Origin of the sequence: Sphingomonas floccifaciens, assembly GCF_042681125.1 — a bacterium.
Lineage (GTDB): Bacteria > Pseudomonadota > Alphaproteobacteria > Sphingomonadales > Sphingomonadaceae > Sphingomonas > Sphingomonas floccifaciens.
On sequence record NZ_JBHUFC010000006.1, the window covers coordinates 514,874 to 531,659 of the forward strand.

Annotated in this window: 15 protein-coding genes; 1 reads left to right on the forward strand and 14 read right to left on the reverse strand. The window is 67.7% G+C overall.

Features of this window, described 5'->3' with window-relative positions; genetic code table 11:
• Positions 1 to 113 precede the first annotated feature (113 nt).
• The 8 genes from tatC to argS form a co-directional block, all read right to left on the reverse strand.
• Positions 114 to 881, reverse strand: coding sequence for a twin-arginine translocase subunit TatC (tatC, locus tag ACFSC3_RS16060; RefSeq protein WP_380941435.1), 768 nt, complete (start codon positions 879 to 881; stop codon positions 114 to 116).
• Positions 878 to 1,321, reverse strand: coding sequence for a Sec-independent protein translocase protein TatB (gene tatB, locus ACFSC3_RS16065; RefSeq protein WP_380941436.1), 444 nt, complete (start codon positions 1,319 to 1,321; stop codon positions 878 to 880). The genes tatC and tatB overlap by 4 nt, the downstream gene beginning before the upstream one ends.
• A gap of 149 nt (positions 1,322 to 1,470) precedes the next feature.
• A complete protein-coding gene (locus ACFSC3_RS16070) occupies positions 1,471 to 1,710 on the reverse strand; it encodes a twin-arginine translocase TatA/TatE family subunit (RefSeq protein WP_380941437.1) in 240 nt (79 codons plus the stop codon).
• Between the two features lie 26 nt (positions 1,711 to 1,736).
• Positions 1,737 to 2,312, reverse strand: a complete 576-nt coding sequence (gene scpB / locus ACFSC3_RS16075; RefSeq protein WP_380941438.1) for an SMC-Scp complex subunit ScpB — start codon at positions 2,310 to 2,312, stop codon at positions 1,737 to 1,739.
• Entirely contained in the window at positions 2,309 to 3,034 is a 726-nt protein-coding gene (locus ACFSC3_RS16080) for a segregation and condensation protein A (protein ID WP_380941439.1), read from the reverse strand. The genes scpB and ACFSC3_RS16080 overlap by 4 nt, the downstream gene beginning before the upstream one ends.
• 4 nt (positions 3,035 to 3,038) lie before the next feature.
• On the reverse strand, positions 3,039 to 4,043 hold the full coding sequence (nagZ, locus tag ACFSC3_RS16085; RefSeq protein ID WP_380941440.1) for a beta-N-acetylhexosaminidase: 1,005 nt from the start codon (positions 4,041 to 4,043) through the stop codon (positions 3,039 to 3,041).
• Positions 4,044 to 4,433: 390 nt separating this feature from the next.
• Positions 4,434 to 5,174 carry an SPOR domain-containing protein gene (locus ACFSC3_RS16090; protein ID WP_380941441.1) on the reverse strand — a complete coding sequence of 247 codons (741 nt, stop codon included), beginning with the start codon at positions 5,172 to 5,174 and terminating at the stop codon, positions 4,434 to 4,436.
• A complete protein-coding gene (gene argS / locus ACFSC3_RS16095) occupies positions 5,171 to 6,904 on the reverse strand; it encodes an arginine--tRNA ligase (protein ID WP_380941442.1) in 1,734 nt (577 codons plus the stop codon). The genes ACFSC3_RS16090 and argS overlap by 4 nt, the downstream gene beginning before the upstream one ends.
• Positions 6,905 to 7,084: 180 nt before the next feature.
• Here argS and ACFSC3_RS16100 point away from each other — a divergent pair, with 180 nt between their 5' ends.
• Entirely contained in the window at positions 7,085 to 7,393 is a 309-nt protein-coding gene (locus ACFSC3_RS16100) for a hypothetical protein (protein ID WP_380941443.1), read from the forward strand.
• A gap of 126 nt (positions 7,394 to 7,519) precedes the next feature.
• On the opposite strand, the gene ACFSC3_RS16105 is transcribed toward ACFSC3_RS16100, so the two are convergent.
• From ACFSC3_RS16105 to ftsA, 6 genes are all read right to left on the reverse strand, one after another.
• On the reverse strand, positions 7,520 to 8,662 hold the full coding sequence (locus tag ACFSC3_RS16105) for a DUF1501 domain-containing protein (protein WP_380941444.1): 1,143 nt from the start codon (positions 8,660 to 8,662) through the stop codon (positions 7,520 to 7,522).
• A 4-nt stretch (positions 8,663 to 8,666) separates the two neighbouring features.
• A complete protein-coding gene (locus tag ACFSC3_RS16110; protein ID WP_380941445.1) occupies positions 8,667 to 10,169 on the reverse strand; it encodes a DUF1800 domain-containing protein in 1,503 nt (500 codons plus the stop codon).
• Positions 10,170 to 10,380: 211 nt separating this feature from the next.
• Complete coding sequence (locus tag ACFSC3_RS16115; RefSeq protein WP_380941446.1) at positions 10,381 to 11,544, reverse strand: deoxyguanosinetriphosphate triphosphohydrolase; 1,164 nt, start codon at positions 11,542 to 11,544, stop codon at positions 10,381 to 10,383.
• On the reverse strand, positions 11,544 to 13,292 hold the full coding sequence (locus ACFSC3_RS16120; protein WP_380941447.1) for an SPOR domain-containing protein: 1,749 nt from the start codon (positions 13,290 to 13,292) through the stop codon (positions 11,544 to 11,546). Before ACFSC3_RS16120 ends, ACFSC3_RS16115 begins: the two co-directional genes overlap by 1 nt.
• A gap of 506 nt (positions 13,293 to 13,798) precedes the next feature.
• Positions 13,799 to 15,292: a cell division protein FtsZ gene (gene ftsZ / locus ACFSC3_RS16125; RefSeq protein ID WP_380941448.1), complete on the reverse strand. Its 1,494-nt coding sequence runs from the start codon at positions 15,290 to 15,292 to the stop codon at positions 13,799 to 13,801.
• 112 nt (positions 15,293 to 15,404) lie between these two features.
• On the reverse strand, positions 15,405 to 16,664 hold the full coding sequence (gene ftsA, locus ACFSC3_RS16130) for a cell division protein FtsA (protein ID WP_380941449.1): 1,260 nt from the start codon (positions 16,662 to 16,664) through the stop codon (positions 15,405 to 15,407).
• Positions 16,665 to 16,786 lie beyond the last annotated feature (122 nt).

The following is a 16,786-nucleotide window of genomic DNA, read 5'->3' on the forward strand; positions in this document are numbered from 1 at the left end:
GGATCGCGGCCCTTTCTGTTTGCAGGATTACGGTTGGCCTCGATCGGCCTAGGTCAGCATCCCGCTGAGCTAGCCGGACGCTTCTGTAGGCGCTCGCCAAGCGCCGTCATGTCTTAAGCCTCGCTCGTCTCCGCCGCCGCTTCCTTCGCGCGCTTGCGCTCGGTGAACCAGATGCCGATCAGCGCCAGTTCATAGAGGATCACCAGCGGGATCGCGAGCATCAGCTGCGAGCCGACATCCGGCGGCGTCAGCACTGCGGCGAGGCCGAAGGCGCCGACGATGGCATAGCGCCGCGCGCCGACCAGTTGCTTGCGCGTGACGATGCCTGCACGTTCCAGCAACATCAGCAGGATCGGCAGCAGGAACGACAGGCCGAACGCGAACAGGAACTGCATGACGAACGACAGGTACGGCGCAACCGTCGGGATCGCCTCCTGCTGCACTTCGCCCATCGTCCCCTGATAGCTCAGCAGGAAATGCACCGCGATCGGGATCGCCATATAGTAAGCGAGTGCCGCACCCATCGTGAACAGCACCGGCGTCGCCAGAAGGAAGGGCAGCAACGCCTTCTTCTCGTTCTTGTAGAGCCCCGGCGCGACGAACTGCCACAGCTGCATCGCGATGATCGGGAACGACAGCATCATCGCCGCGAAGAACGCGACCTTGATCTGCGTGAAGAACGCCTCGAACAGGACGGTAAAGAAGATCTTCTTCTGCCCGGCGACCACCAGCGGATGGACCAGGAAAGCGAAGATTTCTTTCGAGAAATAGAAGCAGACCGCAAAGCATAGCACGACCGCGATGATGCAGTAGAGCAGGCGGCGGCGCAGCTCGATCAGATGGTCGAGCAACGGAGCCTGGGTATCGTCGATATCCCTCATGATGGCGTCTTGTCCGCAGGCGGCAGGGGCGTGTCGCCCGATGCCGGCTCGACCACGGGCTTCTCGACCATCACCGGCGCGTGGGTACCATCGTGATGAACAGCGTCATCGGCAGGCGGCGGCGTGTCAAATACCGGCGGCTGGCCCGGCGTATGCGCATCGGCCGAATCTTCAGGCGATGGTAGTGCTGCCGGGGTGGGCGTCATCGGATGCTCGCGCATGATCCGCGCATTTTCCTCTGCCCATTTCTTTTCCATCTCGGCCAGTTCGGCCTCGCGCACCATCGAATCGAAGCCCGAGCGGAACTGCCGCGCGACGCCGCGCGCCTTGCCGACCCAATGGCCGACGAAGCGCATCGCCTTCGGCAAATCCTTGGGTCCGATCACCAGCAGCGCGACGATCGCGACCAGCAGCAATTCGGTAGGAGCTACGTCGAACATCTCGATCCTGGTTTCAGCCCACCCCGTTTGCCCTGCGCTTGTCGAAAGGCTGTCCTTCTTCGTGCCACAGATCGTGCGGCAAACGAGAAAGGCAGGGCTTCGACAGGCTCAGCCCGAACGATGGATAGGGATGGCAGCGTGAACGACGATCAGCGATCCTCGCGGACGCGCTCGGCTTCGGACTTGTAGGCGGGCTCGGCAGCCTTCTGCGCCTCGATCCGGGTCGGCTCCTTCGACGACGGCGTCTCGTCCTCGTCGGCCATGCCCTTCTTGAACTGCTTAATGCCCTTGGCGACGTCACCCATCATGTTCGAGAACCGGCTGCCGCCGAACAACAGGATGACGATCACGGCGACGACCAGCCAGTGAACCAGACTCATGCTACCCATGATCAACTCCTTAGGTTGAGTGTCATCTAGTCGCTGTCGTCATCCTTTTCCACGGCATTCTCGAAGGCGAGGTCGACGGGATCGAGCAGTCCGGCGGCGCGCAGATCTTCCAGGCCCGGCAAATCGCGACGACTGGCGAGGCCGAAGTGACCGAGGAAGCCGGCCGTCGTCGCATAAGTCAGCGGGCGGCCGGGCACTTCGCGGCGGCCGGCAGGGCGGATCCAGCCCGCCTCCAGCAGCACGTCGAGCGTGCCCTTGGCGACCTGAACCCCGCGGATCGCCTCGATTTCCGCGCGGCTAACGGGTTCGTGATAGGCGATGATCGCCAGCGTTTCGATGCCCGCACGGCTCAGCTTACGCGTCTCCTCCCGGTCGCGGCGCAACAGGTGCGCGAGGTCCGCGGCGGTCTGGAAATGCCAGCGTCCGCCACGCTCGACCAGTTCGATGCCGCGCCCGGCGTAGTGCCCGGTCAGGTCGGCAAGCGCCGCCTCCACGTCCGCCGCCGTACCGACGTGCTGGCGAATATCTTGAACCGTCAGTGGAGTTTCCGCGGCGAACAGGATCGCCTCCACAGCGCGGACAAGCGAGCCGGCCGGCGTCACGACGCTGCCCGCAGGTACAGTGGCGCGAAGGGGGACGCCTGGCGCAGGTCGACCCGCCCCTGTTTGGCGAGTTCCAGCGCGGCGACGAAGCTGGAGGCGAGCGCCGACTTGCGATAGCTGCCGCCCGCCGCCGTCGGCAGGAAACTCTCGATCGCCGACCATTCGATCCGCGCGCCGATCAGGTCGGAGACGCGGGCCAGCGCTTCCTCCAGCGTCATCACGTCGCGCTGGGCGACGACATGCATCACCGGACGCGACCGCGCGCTGATCCGGCCATAGGCGGCGATCAGGTCGTAAATTTCCGCCTCCCAGGTCGCGTGCCTGACGGTGCGCAGCCCCTCGGGCGCGCCGCGTAGGAAGACGTCCCGCCCCAGCCGATCGCGCGCGACCAACCGCGCGCCGGCCTCGCGCATTGCATTCAGCCGTTCGAGGCGGAGTTGCAGGCGCAGCGCCAGATCCTCAGGGCTCGGCGTCTCCTCCGGATTGCGCGGCAGCAGCAGCGCGGACTTGAGATAGGCCAGCCACGCCGCCATCACGAGATAATCGGCGGCGATCTCCAGCTTCAGCGTCCGTGCCTGATCGAGGAAGCGGAGATATTGCTCGACCAGCGCCAGGATCGAGATTTCGCGCAAATCGACCTTCTGCGTCCGCGCGAGCGCCAGTAGCAGGTCGAGCGGCCCCTCCCACCCGTCGAGGTCGAGCGTGAGGGTGTCGGTGTCCACCGCGTCAAGCGAGCGCGAGGAACGCGTCGCGCCGCGCGATCGCTTCGGCAATGTCTACGCCGCCTGGCGTGGCAACGCTGACCATCGCGCGGTCCAGCCGTTGTTGCGCGGCATCGGAGATATCGCCGATCCGTCCGGCGATCTCGACCATCTCGTCCATTCGCGCCCAGCAGTCGAGCACCACGTCGCACCCCGCCGCCAGCGCCTGTTCGGCCTTCTCGCCCGGCGTGCCCGACAACGCCTTCATGTCGATGTCATCGGTCATCAGCAGGCCATTGAAGCCGATCCGGCCGCGGATGACATCGGCGATGACAGTCGGCGACAAGGTGGCCGGCCGGTCAGCGTCCCATGCCTGGAATACGACGTGGCAGGTCATGCCCATCGGCGCCTGCGCCAGCGTGCGGAAGGGGCGGATATCCTCCTCCAGCTCGGCATCCGACGCGTCGACGATGGGAAGCTCGTAATGGCTGTCGACGCCGGCGCGGCCGTGGCCGGGCATGTGCTTCACGACGCCCACGACGCCCGCCCTGGCCAGGCCGTCGAGCATCGCGCGACCGAGCGCCGCCACCTGCATCGCGTCCCCGCCGAACGCGCGGTCGGCGATGGCCGTGACGGTATCGGGGAAGCGTCGGTCGAGCATCGGTGCGCAGTCGACGGTGATCCCGACCTCAGCCAGCATAGCCCCCAGCGCCTCGCCGTTCGCGCGCGCAGCGGCGATCGCGGAGGCAGGCGCCGTCTCGTACACGGCGTCGAACGCAGGACCGGCCGGAAAGGCGGGCCACTCGGGCGGCTTCATCCGCGCGACGCGACCACCCTCCTGATCGATCAGGATCGGCAGGCGATCGCGTCCGGTGATCGATCGCAATTCCGATGTGAGTGCAGAGAGTTGCGCGCGATCCTGCACATTGCGTCCGAACAGGATATAGCCGACCGGATCGGCCTCGCGGAAGAAGGCGCGCTCGTCGGGCGTGAGCGTCAGGCCCGACAGGCCGTAGATTACTGGCTTCATGGCGCCAGCCTTAGCGAGGAAGGCCGTCGTCAGGCAAATCGGCTGGAAAGCTTATGCCATGGTCAGTCTGAAATAACTCAAGGTCGGATCAGGAAATGACGCTGATCCTCCCCTGCAAGGGGAGGGGGAGTGGCGGGTCGAACGCGCCCCGCGCGTTCGAGCATCGTCCGGGGGGGACGATCCGACCCGACACTCCGCGAAGCGGTGGTGGAGGGGTATCCCGCTATCGAGAACGTGACACCCCTCCGTCAGCGCTTCGCGCTGCCACCTCCCCTTGCAGGGGAGGATAGGGTTAAATACCGATCCAGCACAGGATGCATTGCGGCCACGCTTGCATTAGCCGCAACCGGTCATCGCTTCCAAAAGTTCAGGTTCCGAGGACGGAACCCCTCAATTCGGAACGAAGCACGCCTCGCCGGCGACCTTCAGCCGCCCGCAGATCGCCGTCGCATTGCCGTTGCTGCCGGCGTTGACGCGCAGGCGATAGACGGTGTTGCCGTTCACTTCCGCCTTCTCGATCGACTTGCCGAGGTTGGCGATATAGGCGAACCGCTTCGAGAGCGTGGCCCAGGACGAATTTGCGACCGCTTCGCTGGGGAACGACCCCAGTTGGACCAGCGCCCCGCCCCCGCCACCGGCGGCGAGCTTGGGCAGTGCCATGCCCGGCGCCTGGGCGGTCAGGCGGCCGTTGCTGGCCTGCGGAACTGCCGCGACGACCCGGGCGGCGCCTTCGTCCGGTTTCGGCGCGGGCGCGGCTGTCTTGCCGGCAACCGGCGCCTCGGGCACTGCGCGGGTGTCGATCGCACCGGTTTCGGTCGCGCCTTCGGACGCGCGGAACATGCTGTCGCCCTGACCGTCGACCTTCATCCCGCCCGGCTCCTCGGGCTTGACCTTATAGTCGCCGGCCGGTGCGGTGATGAGTTCCCCCGTCCCGGCGACGTCGCCGCTGCGGCCCAGTTTGTCGACCGCCCAGAACAGGGCAGCGATCACGCCCGCGATCAGCAGCACGATCGCCACGATCCGCCCGATCGATGGTCCCTCGTGGTAATCGTCGTCGGCGGACTCCAGCCAAGGCAGCCGATCGTCATCCGCGATCAACGGGCGATTGCCGCCTTCGCTACTGATGTTCACGCGCCCATCTCCTCGACAGCCTCGACCCCCATGATTGCGAGGCCACCGCGAATAACCTGCCCGACCGCGTCGGCCAAGAACAGTCGAGCGGCGGTCGTCTCGACATCTTCGACAAGAAGGAAGCGGCGCGACGGATCGTCGTTACCCTGATTCCACGCAGCGTGAAACTCTGCTGCCAAGTCATACAGATAGAAAGCAATTCGGTGCGGCTCGCGAGCCGCCGCAGCTCCTTCCGCCACGCGCGGGAACTGTGCCATCCGCTTCACCAGCGCGAGCTCCGATGTATCAAGCCGGGACAGATCGGCCTTGGTGGGCAGAGCGATCCCCGCCTCCTTCGCGCGGCGGTGCAGCGAATGGACGCGCGCGTGGGCATAGTTCACGTAGAAGACGGGATTGTCCTTCGACGCCTCGACCACCTTGGCGAAATCGAAGTCCATCTGCGCGTCGGCCTTGCGGGTCAGCATGGTGAAGCGGACGACGTCCTTGCCGACCTCGCGCACCACATCCGCCAGCGTCACGAAATTGCCGGCGCGTTTCGACATCTTCACCGGCTCGCCCGCGCGCAGCAGGCGGACCATCTGGACCAGCTTCACGTCGAACCGCGTCTTGCCCTCGGTCAGCGCCGCGACCGCAGCCTGGATGCGCTTGACGGTGCCGGCATGGTCCGCACCCCAGATGTCGATCAGCTGATCGGCGCTTTCGGCCTTCTGGAAGTGATAGGCGAGGTCGGCGCCGAAATAGGTCCACGTCCCGTCCGACTTCTTGATCGGGCGATCCTGGTCGTCGCCGAACTTGGTCGAGCGGAACAGCGGCAGCTCGACCGGCTCCCAATCCTCGGGCGTCTCGCCCTTGGGCGCTTCGAGCACGCCGTCATAGACCAGGTCGCGCGCGCGCAGCCACGCCTCGGCGGCCTCGGGCTTGCCGGCCGCCTGCAATTCGGCCTCGGACGCGAACACGTCGTGATGGATACCCAGCAGCGCGAGATCGGCCTTGATGAGCTCCATCATCGCATCGACGGTCTTCACGCGGAAGGTCGCGAGCCATTCGCTCTCGGGCGCGCCGACGTAGCGGTCGCCGAACTCGGCGGCGAGCTTCTGGCCGATCGGCACCAGATAGTCGCCCGGATACAGCCCCTCCGGTACCGCGCCGATGTCCTCGCCCAGCGCCTCGCGGTAGCGCAGATGTGCCGAGCGGGCGAGCGTCTGCACCTGGCTGCCGGCATCGTTGATGACATATTCGCGGATGACCTTGTGCCCGACGAAGGCGAGCAGGTTGGCGAGCGCATCGCCCACCACCGCGCCGCGGCAATGGCCCATGTGCATCGGACCGGTCGGGTTGGCCGAAACATATTCGACGTTGACGGTAACGCCCTCGCCAACCGTCGACTTGCCGTAGTTGTCGCCTGCGGCGGCGATCGCGGCCAGTTCGTCGCGCCAGGTCGCGTCGTCCAGCGTCAGGTTGATGAAGCCCGGGCCTGCGACCGCGACGCTCGACACGCCGGGGATGGCCCGCAACTCGCCGGCCAGCGCCTCGGCCAGCGCGCGCGGATTGGTGCCCGCGGGCTTCGCCAGCACCATCGCGGCGTTGGTCGCCAGATCGCCGTGGCTCGCATCGCGCGGCGGCTCGATCGTGACCGCGCGTCGTTCCAGCCCAGCCGGCAACTGTCCCGACGCAACCAGCGCGTCGAGTGCGGAATCGATATGGGCGGCGAAGCGTGGATAGAGCGTCATAATGCTATGGCGCTTACGGGTCGCGGGGCCGCATCGCAAGCGCGGCGCCAGAGACGATTGCAGGAATTGCAATCGCGATGGCAATCCTCGCGATTGCGACGATGCTGCACTGCAATATGATCCGGGTTGTCAGATGGGCACCGCGAAACGCGCCGGCCCCGACATCAATCGGAGACCGTTATGTTCAAGCTGCTGAGCCTCATTGCGACCCCTGCCCTCGCTCTCGTTGCCACCGCTGGCATCGCTGGCGAGCCGACCAAGAGCTTCACGCACGACGGCGTTACCTATCGCTATGCGAGCACCAAGTCGGCCGATGGCGCGACGATCCTGACCGGCACCGCGCTGCCGACCGGCGAAGCGTTCCGCCTGGTCATCCGCGACGGCAACGTCACCGGTCACGCCGGCACCCGTCCGGTCCGCTTCACGGTCGCCTCGGCGAAGGTCGCGCTGGCCCGCGGCACCGCCGATCGCGTCGCCAACGCCGACTAAGTCCTCGCAACCTTCCCCCGACTGCGGGAAGGCGAAAAGCTTAAGGCTTGTCGAAGGGGTGTCCCGCTTTCGGTAGCAGGACACCCCTTTCTCATATGGCTTCCCGGCATTGCGGGGGAAGCGTTTTCAGGTCAGCCCCTCGACCGGCCTTATCGCTCCCGCTTTCGGAAACAGCGCCGCGATCGTCCGCGCCGGATCGATCCCGAAATGCGCCGCCGCCGCGCCGGCGATGAAGCCGTCCAGGCTGGTCGTAGGTTTCAGGTCACGCCCCTCGTACAGGTTCGCCGGTGCCAGACCTGGCCAGTCGGCCAGCACCCGGCCGCCCTTCACAGCGCCACCGAACAGCATCGCCGCCGACGCCGTGCCGTGATCGGTGCCACCGGTACCGTTGACCGCGACCGTTCGGCCGAATTCGGTCGCGACCAGGATCATCGTGTCCTTCCACGCCTGGCCCATCCCTGCCTTGATCGCGGCGACCATCGCGTCGAGCCCGCGCAACTGCGCCGCCAACCGCCCCTGCTGGCCACTGTGCGTATCCCAGCCGCCCGTCTCGATCATGGCGATCCGCGCGCCATCGGCCAGCGCCAGCAACCGTGCAGCCAGCGCGCCCGTCGCGGCGGCATTGCGACCGTCGTCCGCGCTCAGGTCGCCGGTCAGGGTGCGTGTCGCCATCGCCTGCTCCCACAGGCCGTGCAACTGGGCATCCCCCTGATAGAGCTGGGTCACCCGCGCCAGCAGATCGTCGGTCGCATCCGGCAGCGCGGAGGGCGCATAGGATTCGACCTCGACCGGTCCGCGCAGCGCCATCGGAACGGTGGCGGCGATCGCGATTGCGCGCGTGTCGCTTTGCGGCAGGACGGTCAGCAGGCGGTTGAGCCACCCATCCTTGACCGCATAGGCCTGCGCCCCGCCCGTCTCGAGCACGTTCTGCCCGTCGAAATGCGATCGGTCGCGATAGGGGGAGGCGACGGCATGGGCGAACAGCGCTTCGCCCGACCGGTACATCGCCGCGCTCGTCGAAAGCATCGGGTGCAGACCGAACATCCCGTCGAGCTTCTGATGCTGCCCGTCGGCCAGGCTGCCACGCGCCGCGGCATAGGCCGGATCGCCATAGGGCACGAGCGTGCCGAGGCCATCGGCGGCGCCGCGTTGGATTATGAAGACGAAACGCTTGTCGGTGGGTGCCGCGGCAAAGGCGATGCGCGGGGCGAAGGTCGTGCCCAGCATAGCGAGGCCGGCGGACGAGACGAAGTGTCGACGCGTGACCATGAGCTTATCTCCGCAGGAAATCGGGGGATATGAGCAGGAGCGCGAGGCCCTGTGGCGGGCTTTCCGCCCGGGCGATCGCCTGCGTCGTCACCGCGCTGGCGCCGCCGGGGAAGAGCGCCTGCGCCCGCGCGCGCGGGTCGATCACCTGCCCCGCCCGGTTGGCGAAGCGCTCCGCCACCTCGACCCGGCGCAGCACCGCGTCCGGCCCGGCCCAGCTGGCCGCGACATCGTCCCATCCCGCCGGCGACCCCGGTCGCCAGACCGGCTGACCAAGCTGTTGGAGCAGCCCCACCGTTTGCGGCGTCCCGAATTCGTCGAGGCCCAGCGCGCGTAGCGTCGATACCGACCAATCCCACGGCGTCTTGAATTTCGTCGCCCGTGAAGCCCAGGCTTCGGGCGCGGCGATCAGCGCGCGATAGACGGTGGGCAGGTCGCCGTCCGACTGCAGGAACGCTGCCTCCACCCGCGCGACCGCAGCCGGGGGCGGATCGTCGGCAACGAAGTGGCGCACCAGCTTGGTGGCGATATGCCTGGCCGTCGCCGGATGCGCGGCGAGCATGTCGAGAACGGCGGACGCCTGTGCAACGCCGTCCTGCGCATAACTCCGCCCGAGGATCGTGCGCGTGCCGGGCTCGTGCAGCCGCTCGGCGAACAGGAAGCTGCCCGGCGTCCGGGCGGCTCCGCTCCCGGCCCCGCGGCCGAGCCCGGCGACCGTCCAACCGGTCAGCGCACGCGCGAACTCGGTCACATCGGCCTGGGTATAGCCGGTCCGGACGCCCAGCGTGTGCAATTCCATGATCTCGCGCGCGAGATTCTCGTTCAGCCCGAACCGCCGCTGCGCTGCCGCCGGACGTCGCGCAGCATTCTGCGCGAACATCGAATTCGGACCGACTGACTGCGCCTGGTCGAGGAACATGAGCATCGCCGGATGCCGCTCCACCGCGAACAGCATGTCGCGGAACCGGCCCAGCACATGCGGACGAATCGCCTCGAACTCGAACGGGCCGGCAAAGGGCGTGACGCGCATTCCGTCGGCTGAAATGGCGAAATGGTTCGACCAAAAATGCACCAGCCGCTCGACGAACGGCGCGGGGGTGGTCAGCGCGGCGTTCATGCGCAAGCCGACCGATCGAGTGTAGAGGCTCTGCCCCTGCCGCCGCAGCGCGGCGCGCATCCGCTCCGCGTCGCTTGGCGGCGTGTCGTCGGCCTGTGCAACCTGTCGCGGACCCGCTGGGCGACGGTTCGTCGGCGCCATCTCGGTATCGGCCATTGGTTGCGTCGCCGGAGCCTGCTCGCGGCGTTCCTGCCGGACGTCCTGGCGGATCGCCTGATAATCCTGGACCTGCCGCGCCGCCGCCTCTGCGGTCGGCGCATCGGCAAGAACGGCGGGGCGGGCCTGGTAGCGGTCGAACTGCGCCAGCAGCCAGCGGCGCGGATCTGCGGGCACCGCCTCGCCCGGCCTGGCACCCAGTCCGAAGCGGTTCAGCGCGATGACGATATCGGACATCGGCAACGATCTCCTGCGATGACCCAGCCTGCCTATGCCGGGCCTGTCGCAGAACTATGTCAGCCGATCGGTTCGTCGGCGAAGAGCGTCGCCTTGCCTCGGAGCACCCGTCCTCCCGCACTTGATCCGGGATCCAGGGTCGCGAGCGCCGCGGCTTTTGGCTCTGGATCCCGGATCAAGTCCGGGCTGACGAAGGTTATACGACGTCCGGTCAGAATCCTTCCGGCAACGCGACCGGGCCGAAGATGTCCTGGTACCGGCGGATGGCATAGCGATCGGTCATGCCGGCGATGAAATCGGCGATGTGCCGGCTGCGCAGCGGCTCCTCGGCGGGCATCCGGTCGCGCCATTCGGGCGGCATCAACGACGGGTCCGCGCGGTACGCCGCGAACAGTCCGCTCACCACCGTGCGCGCGGCGTCGGCGGCGGCAAGCTGGCTGGGGTGGTGGTAGAGGTTGGCGTACATGAACCGCTTCAGCACGCGTTCGTCTTCGCGCATCGTCTCGGAGAAGCGGCCGAGGGTGCGGCCGGCGGCGCGGACATCGTCGACCGTTTCGACCCGCGCGTCGGCGACGGCGGCGCGAGTCGTCTCGATCAGGTCGTTGACCATCGCCCCGATCTGCGACCGGATGAGTTCGCCGATCAGTCGCTCCGGCGGAACGTCCGGATGGCGCGCGGTTACGGCATCCCAGCCGCGCGCGATCAGGGGCACTGCCAGCAACTGGTCGAGCGTCAGCAACCCTGCACGCAGGCCATCGTCGATGTCGTGATTGTCATAGGCGATGTCGTCCGCCAGCGCCGCCACCTGCGCCTCCAGCGACGCATGGCTCGCCAGGTCGAGCGGCATCTCCGCATCGACCGCGGCCAGCGCCCAGCCGGGTTCGACGACCGGGCCGTTATGCTTGGCGAGGCCCTCCAGCGTATCCCAGGTCAGGTTCAGCCCCGGCCACAGGGGATAGGGCGAATCGAGCCGGGTCAGCGCGCGCAGCGTGTGCCCATTGTGATCGAAGCCGCCGTGGTCCGCGAGCGCCGCCTCCAGCGCATCCTCCCCCGCATGGCCGAACGGCGGATGGCCGATGTCATGCGCCAGGCACAGGGCCTCGGTCAGATCCTCGTTCAGCCTCAGCGCACGGGCGATGGTGCGGCCAATCTGCGCAACCTCGATACTATGGGTTAGGCGGACGCGGAAATGGTCGCCGTCGGGCGCCAGGAACACCTGCGTCTTGTGCCGCAGCCGACGAAAACTGATCGAATGGATGATCCGGTCGCGATCGCGCTGAAACGCGTCGCGCGGCCCCCGCGCCGATCCGCCCGGCTCGACGTGCAGCCGCCCCCGGCTCGCTTCCGGGGTCGCGGCCCAACTGGCCCGCGGCATCACTTGGCCGGAAGCCTGGTGACCTTCTGTCCCGCCGGGCTCTGCCAGGCGAATGCGGACGTGCCGTCCTTCTTGAGCGTATTGACGAGGGCCATGGCCTCTTCTTGCGATTTGAACGGCCCCGTCAACAGCCGGTTCGTCGCCCGCAGCGGCGTCGTATAGGCGCCCTTGCCCTTCAGCGCCGACGACTTCGCGGTCACCCGCTTCCAGTCCTTGCCCAGGTCGTCCTCGTTCGCGCCGCCAGCGACCTGGACCCACCAGCGTTGCGCCTCGCCCTTGGCGGGATCGGGCTTTTTCGTATCGGCCACCTTCTTCGCGTCCGCGGCCTTCTTGCCCTTCGCGTCGGTATCGGCCTTGGCATCGGCGAGCTTCTTCGCCTTCGAGTCCGTGGTCTTCGCATCCGCCGAGAGCTTGGCATCTGCCTTCTTGTCGACCGCAGTCTTCTTCGTGTCGACCGTCTTCGGCTCGACGACCGGTTTCGGCTTGGCAAGAGCGACCTTCACCGGCCGGGCAACGACAGGCTTCGGCGGTGCGACTTCACGTTCGGTGGCCGGCACGTTGATCGTCTCGATGATCGAGGCGAGCAGCTGCGTATTGCGACGTGCGACGTCTGGCGTCCGGACAGGCGCAACCGGTTGCGTCACGGGGGCCGGGGTCGGGCGAACCGGCGGAAGTGTCGCGCCCGTGGCCGGGAGCGATCCGGACGGCGGTGGCGTCGGCGCGGCAGTGGCGATGGGCGCAGACGGGACATAGGTCGACGCGGAGCGAACCACGTTTGGCGCTGGCGAGCCGGTCAGGCTCGACGGGACCGGGATCGGCGTGCCGGATGCGACACGCACCGGCGCCGGGGTCGGGGTCGGCGCGGGCGCCACCGTCGTGGGTGCGGGGGCAGGCGTCGGCATCCGAGCCGGCACCGGTCGCGGCGCGGACATGGCGGGCGCGCGGCTCGCGACGAGAGTCCCCACCTGCGCCCCCGACCCTGGCGCCATCCGCGCATCCGCCAGCCGCGCAGGGCTTGGCGACAATTGCCCGAAATGGACGGCAAAGGCGCGATCGGCCGCACCGAGTGCGGGCAAGCGTTCGAGAAACGGCGCCATCGCCGCCCCACCGACCATCATCCCGCTGACGATCTTGCGCGCCTCTGCCTGGTCGTTGACCATCGCCAGCACGAACGACCAGGCGCGCCACGACGCACGGTCGTTGCGACGCAGAAGCGGATCGAGCAGCGCGAGCGCTTCGTCCCGCCGCCCCGATATACCCAGAGACAGCGCCAGCCGCCGCGTCACTTCGTCATCGGCGCCCGCTGCCAACACCCGCCGATAATCCTGCTGCGCGAGCGTCGGCTGACCGGTCAGGTCATAGGCGAGCCCGCGCTGTGACAGATATGGCGTCATCGCCACCCCTGCCCGCTCGGCCTGTCCGTACAGCCGCAGCGCCTCCGCGGGCCGCTCCATCGACACCAGTGCCGACGCACGCCCGGCCAGAATGCGCGGATTGGACGGGTCGACCGCCTGCGCCCGCGCGAGAAACGACAATGCGGCCGGCGTGTCGGACAGGCGAATGCTGAGTTCGCTGGCCCGCAGGAGGGCGGGGACATCGCGCGGGTTTTCGCCCAGGATGCGCATCTGGGCGGCAAGCGCATCGGCATTGGGCGTCGGCGCCGGCATCAGCTGCTGCGCAAGCGCCGTTGCCGGAGCGAGGGCGACCGCGGCCGTCGCGATGCCCAAACGAAATCTGCTGATCGTCATCGGTATATAAACCTACACGCCCGTGCGGCTGAACACAGGCTGTCAGAGGCCGCCGAGTACGCCAAAGCGACGTAAGTCGCGGTCGAAACCTGGCGGGGTTCGGAGCGGGCGGCCGGTGTCACCCGATTTGGTTAGCAGGTCGCCGCGACGACGGGGAGTCTGGCGGTGCCGACACTCGCCGCAGATGCTCGTCGGTTGAGCGCGGTATCGTAAGGCGATCGGCGTCATTCACCCCGTCCGCCCTGAGCAAAGTCGAAGGGCGGCCCTCCTTTAGGTGCTTCGACTTCGCTCAGCACGAACGATCAAAGCCGACCGAAACCAACGCCGAGGTGGTCGCACCGAAATGGTGGGCCATCTGCTTTAGGCCCTAACCGAGCCGCCGCCCACGTCCAAATCGACGGCGTCCGCCGCTCAGGCTGAGGTGCGGACGTGCAGTGCGCCGAAAATCGGCTCGCCCAAACACCACGAGCGGGCGCCGACCTTCACCGGCGCCCGCTCGTGTCCCATCACTGGTTGTTCTGGCGGTGCAGGAAGCGCGGGATGTCGAGGGGAGCCTTGCCCTCCTCTTCATCACCCTTGGCGGTGCGGCCCGACATACGCTCGAACAAGGTGCCGCCCATCTTGACCCGCGGAGCCGGATCGACCGGAGCAGCCGGCTCTTCCGGTGCGCCGGTCAGCCAGCGACGACGGATTGCCGGTTCGGGCGGCAGTTCGCCCGACGACACGGGCTCGTGCGCCTGCGACGGCGGCACGTCCATCATCGAATCCGAACCGAGCACCAGCTCATCCTCGTCACGCGCGGCGACCGCGGCGGGCGAGGAGACGTGGGTCGGTGCTTCATAGCCTGTCGGCGCGACGTTGGCCGGCACCGGCGCGGTCGTGCCGTAAGTGCCGTCCTGCGGCGCAGGCGCGGCAGGCTGCGGCGCAACCGGCGCAGCGGCGACCGGCGCCGGCACGTCCGGGCGACGCGGCGTGTTGAACGAGAATACGCGCGGGGCCTCCGGAGCGGGCGCCGGCGGCGCTTCGGCCTCGGTCACAGCCTCTATCCCGGTCGCGACGACCGACACGCGGATGCGGCCTTCCAACTCGGGATTGAATGCCGAACCCCAGATGATGTTGGCGTCGGGATCGACCAGCTCGCGGATGTGGTTCGCGGCTTCGTCGACTTCCAGCAGACGCATGTCGTCGCCGCCGGTGATCGAGACGATGACGCCCTTCGCGCCGCGCATCGACACGCCGTCGAGCAGCGGGTTGGCGATCGCCTTCTGCGCCGCCTCGATCGCGCGGGCATCGCCCGAGCTTTCGCCGGTGCCCATCATCGCCTTGCCCATCTCCTGCATCACCGACCGGACGTCGGCGAAGTCGAGGTTGATGAGGCCCGGCATGACCATCAGGTCGGTAATGCCGCGCACGCCCTGTTGCAGCACCTCGTCGGCCAGCTCGAACGCCTCCTTGAAGGTCGTGTTGGCGTTGGCGATCAGGAACAGGTTCTGGTTCGGGATGACGATCAGCGTGTCGACGAACTTCTGCAGTTCCTCGATGCCCGCTTCGGCCGACTGCGCGCGGCGCTTGCCCTCGAACGCGAAGGGCTTGGTCACGACGCCGACGGTCAGGATACCCATGTCACGCGCCGCCTTGGCGATGACCGGAGCTGCGCCGGTGCCCGTGCCGCCGCCCATGCCGGCGGCGATGAAGCACATATGCGCGCCTTCGAGGCTCTTCTGGATCTGCTCGATCGTCTCCTCGGCAGCCGCTCGCCCGATCTCGGGCCGCGAGCCGGCGCCCAACCCCTGAGTGATCTTCGTGCCCAGCTGGATGCGCGTCGGCGCTTCCGACTGCTTCAACGCCTGGGCGTCGGTGTTGGCGACGAGGAACTCGACTCCCTGCACCTCGGCGCGGATCATGTTCGCGATCGCGTTGCCGCCCGCGCCGCCGACGCCGATTACGCTGATGCGCGGCGTCAGTTCATCGACGTCGGGGGGAAGGAATTCGATGCTCATGCGCTGGTCTCCCACGGACCCCAAAACGCGAGGGTCCACCTGTTACTGTGCCATTTTGCACCAACGCCCCGCCCGCGCCTAGGCCTAAACGGCGGGGAGCTGTCGCCAAATGTTAATAATTCGCCCGAAAAGCCGACATCAGCCGCCCAAGCAAGGCCCCGCCGCGCGGCCGTGCGACCATCTGCCCGCCCGGTTCGATCGCACGAAGGTCGATCGGGCTCGACGCAGCGAACACCGCAAGCCCCGCGAGCGTCGCGAATGCCGGCCCCGAATGCGCCTCCGGCAGCGCCGACAGCCCGCGCGGGCGACCGACACGTACCGCCCGGCCGAGCGCCTGCTGCGCATAGTCGGCGATCCCGCGCAATTCCGCGCCGCCGCCGGTCAGCACGATCTGCCGCCCGACCGGATCGTCGAAGTTGAGCCGCTTCAGCTCCTTGGTGATCTCCGCCATCAGCCGTTCGAGCCGGGCGCGGATGACGGTGTTGAGCTGCGACCGCGTGATCCGCGATGCCTCCGCTTCGCCATCATGGCTGATCGGCGCAACGTCGATCATCTCGTGATGGTCGCGCGGGCTCATATTCGCGGAGCCGTGGAAGCACTTCATCCGTTCCGCCTGCGCGCGGCGGGTGCCGAAGGCGGAGGCGATGTCGTCGGTGATGTCGGCCGCGCCCATGCCGATCGAGGCGAGGCTCGCCAGCACGCCTTCGCGGAACACGCTGACGTTAGTGACCCCCGCGCCGATCTCGACCAGCGCGACACCTAGCTCGCGCTCCTCCTCGCTCAGGCACGACAGGCCGGTCGCGACGGGGGCAGCGATGATCGACTTCACCTCCAGATGCGCCGAGCGGACGCACAGGTCGAGGTTGCGCACCGGCGAGCCGTCGGTCGCGACGACATGGATGTCGACGCCCAGCTTGTCGGCGTGCAGCCCCAGCGGATTGCGCACGCCGTTCCGCCCGTCGAGCGTGTAGCGCATCGGCTGTGCATGGAGCACCATCCGCCCGCCGGGATCGATCGCGTTGCGACCGGCCCGCAGCAGGTCGTCGATATCGCCTTCCTCGACGCGGTGGCCGCCCAGATCGACCTCCAGCTTCACGACGTCGCTGACGAGCCCGCCGGCCGAGAATCCGACCCAGACGTCTTCGATGTTCAGCCCGGCGATACGCTCGGCCTGTTCCACCGCCTCCCGCACCGCGGCCTCGGTCGCGTGCATGTCGCTGATATAGCCGCGCTGGACCCCGCGGCTTTCGCGCTGGCCGGTGCCGAGCACGACCAGTTCCCCGCCATCGCCCTTCTGCGCGATCAGCGCCGACACCTTCGACGACCCGATATCGAGTGCGGTGATGAGATCGTCCGGTCCCGTCTTCGCCATTGCCCTGCCCCTGTATGCGCGCCGTAGCGTCGGCCCTTACCCTACCGTTCGTGCTGAGCGAAGTCGAAGCACATGAGTCTCATGCCCTTCGACGTCGCTCAGGGCGAACGGAAGTGTTTGAG

What these genes read in the sequence shown, in the direction of transcription:
- ACFSC3_RS16070 (WP_380941437.1), bottom strand. Translation starts at nt 1,710, where the DNA reads ATGGGTAGCATGAGTCTGGTTCACTGGCTGGTCGTCGCCGTGATCGTC.
- argS (WP_380941442.1), bottom strand. Translation starts at nt 6,904, where the DNA reads ATGACGCTCTATCCACGCTTCGCCGCCCATATCGATTCCGCACTCGAC.
- tatB (WP_380941436.1), bottom strand. Translation starts at nt 1,321, where the DNA reads ATGTTCGACGTAGCTCCTACCGAATTGCTGCTGGTCGCGATCGTCGCG.
- ftsZ (WP_380941448.1), bottom strand. Translation starts at nt 15,292, where the DNA reads ATGAGCATCGAATTCCTTCCCCCCGACGTCGATGAACTGACGCCGCGC.
- tatC (WP_380941435.1), bottom strand. Translation starts at nt 881, where the DNA reads ATGAGGGATATCGACGATACCCAGGCTCCGTTGCTCGACCATCTGATC.
- ACFSC3_RS16100 (WP_380941443.1), top strand. Translation starts at nt 7,085, where the DNA reads ATGTTCAAGCTGCTGAGCCTCATTGCGACCCCTGCCCTCGCTCTCGTT.
- nagZ (WP_380941440.1), bottom strand. Translation starts at nt 4,043, where the DNA reads ATGAAGCCAGTAATCTACGGCCTGTCGGGCCTGACGCTCACGCCCGAC.
- ACFSC3_RS16115 (WP_380941446.1), bottom strand. Translation starts at nt 11,544, where the DNA reads ATGCCGCGGGCCAGTTGGGCCGCGACCCCGGAAGCGAGCCGGGGGCGG.
- ftsA (WP_380941449.1), bottom strand. Translation starts at nt 16,664, where the DNA reads ATGGCGAAGACGGGACCGGACGATCTCATCACCGCACTCGATATCGGG.
- ACFSC3_RS16105 (WP_380941444.1), bottom strand. Translation starts at nt 8,662, where the DNA reads ATGGTCACGCGTCGACACTTCGTCTCGTCCGCCGGCCTCGCTATGCTG.
- ACFSC3_RS16120 (WP_380941447.1), bottom strand. Translation starts at nt 13,292, where the DNA reads ATGACGATCAGCAGATTTCGTTTGGGCATCGCGACGGCCGCGGTCGCC.
- ACFSC3_RS16110 (WP_380941445.1), bottom strand. Translation starts at nt 10,169, where the DNA reads ATGTCCGATATCGTCATCGCGCTGAACCGCTTCGGACTGGGTGCCAGG.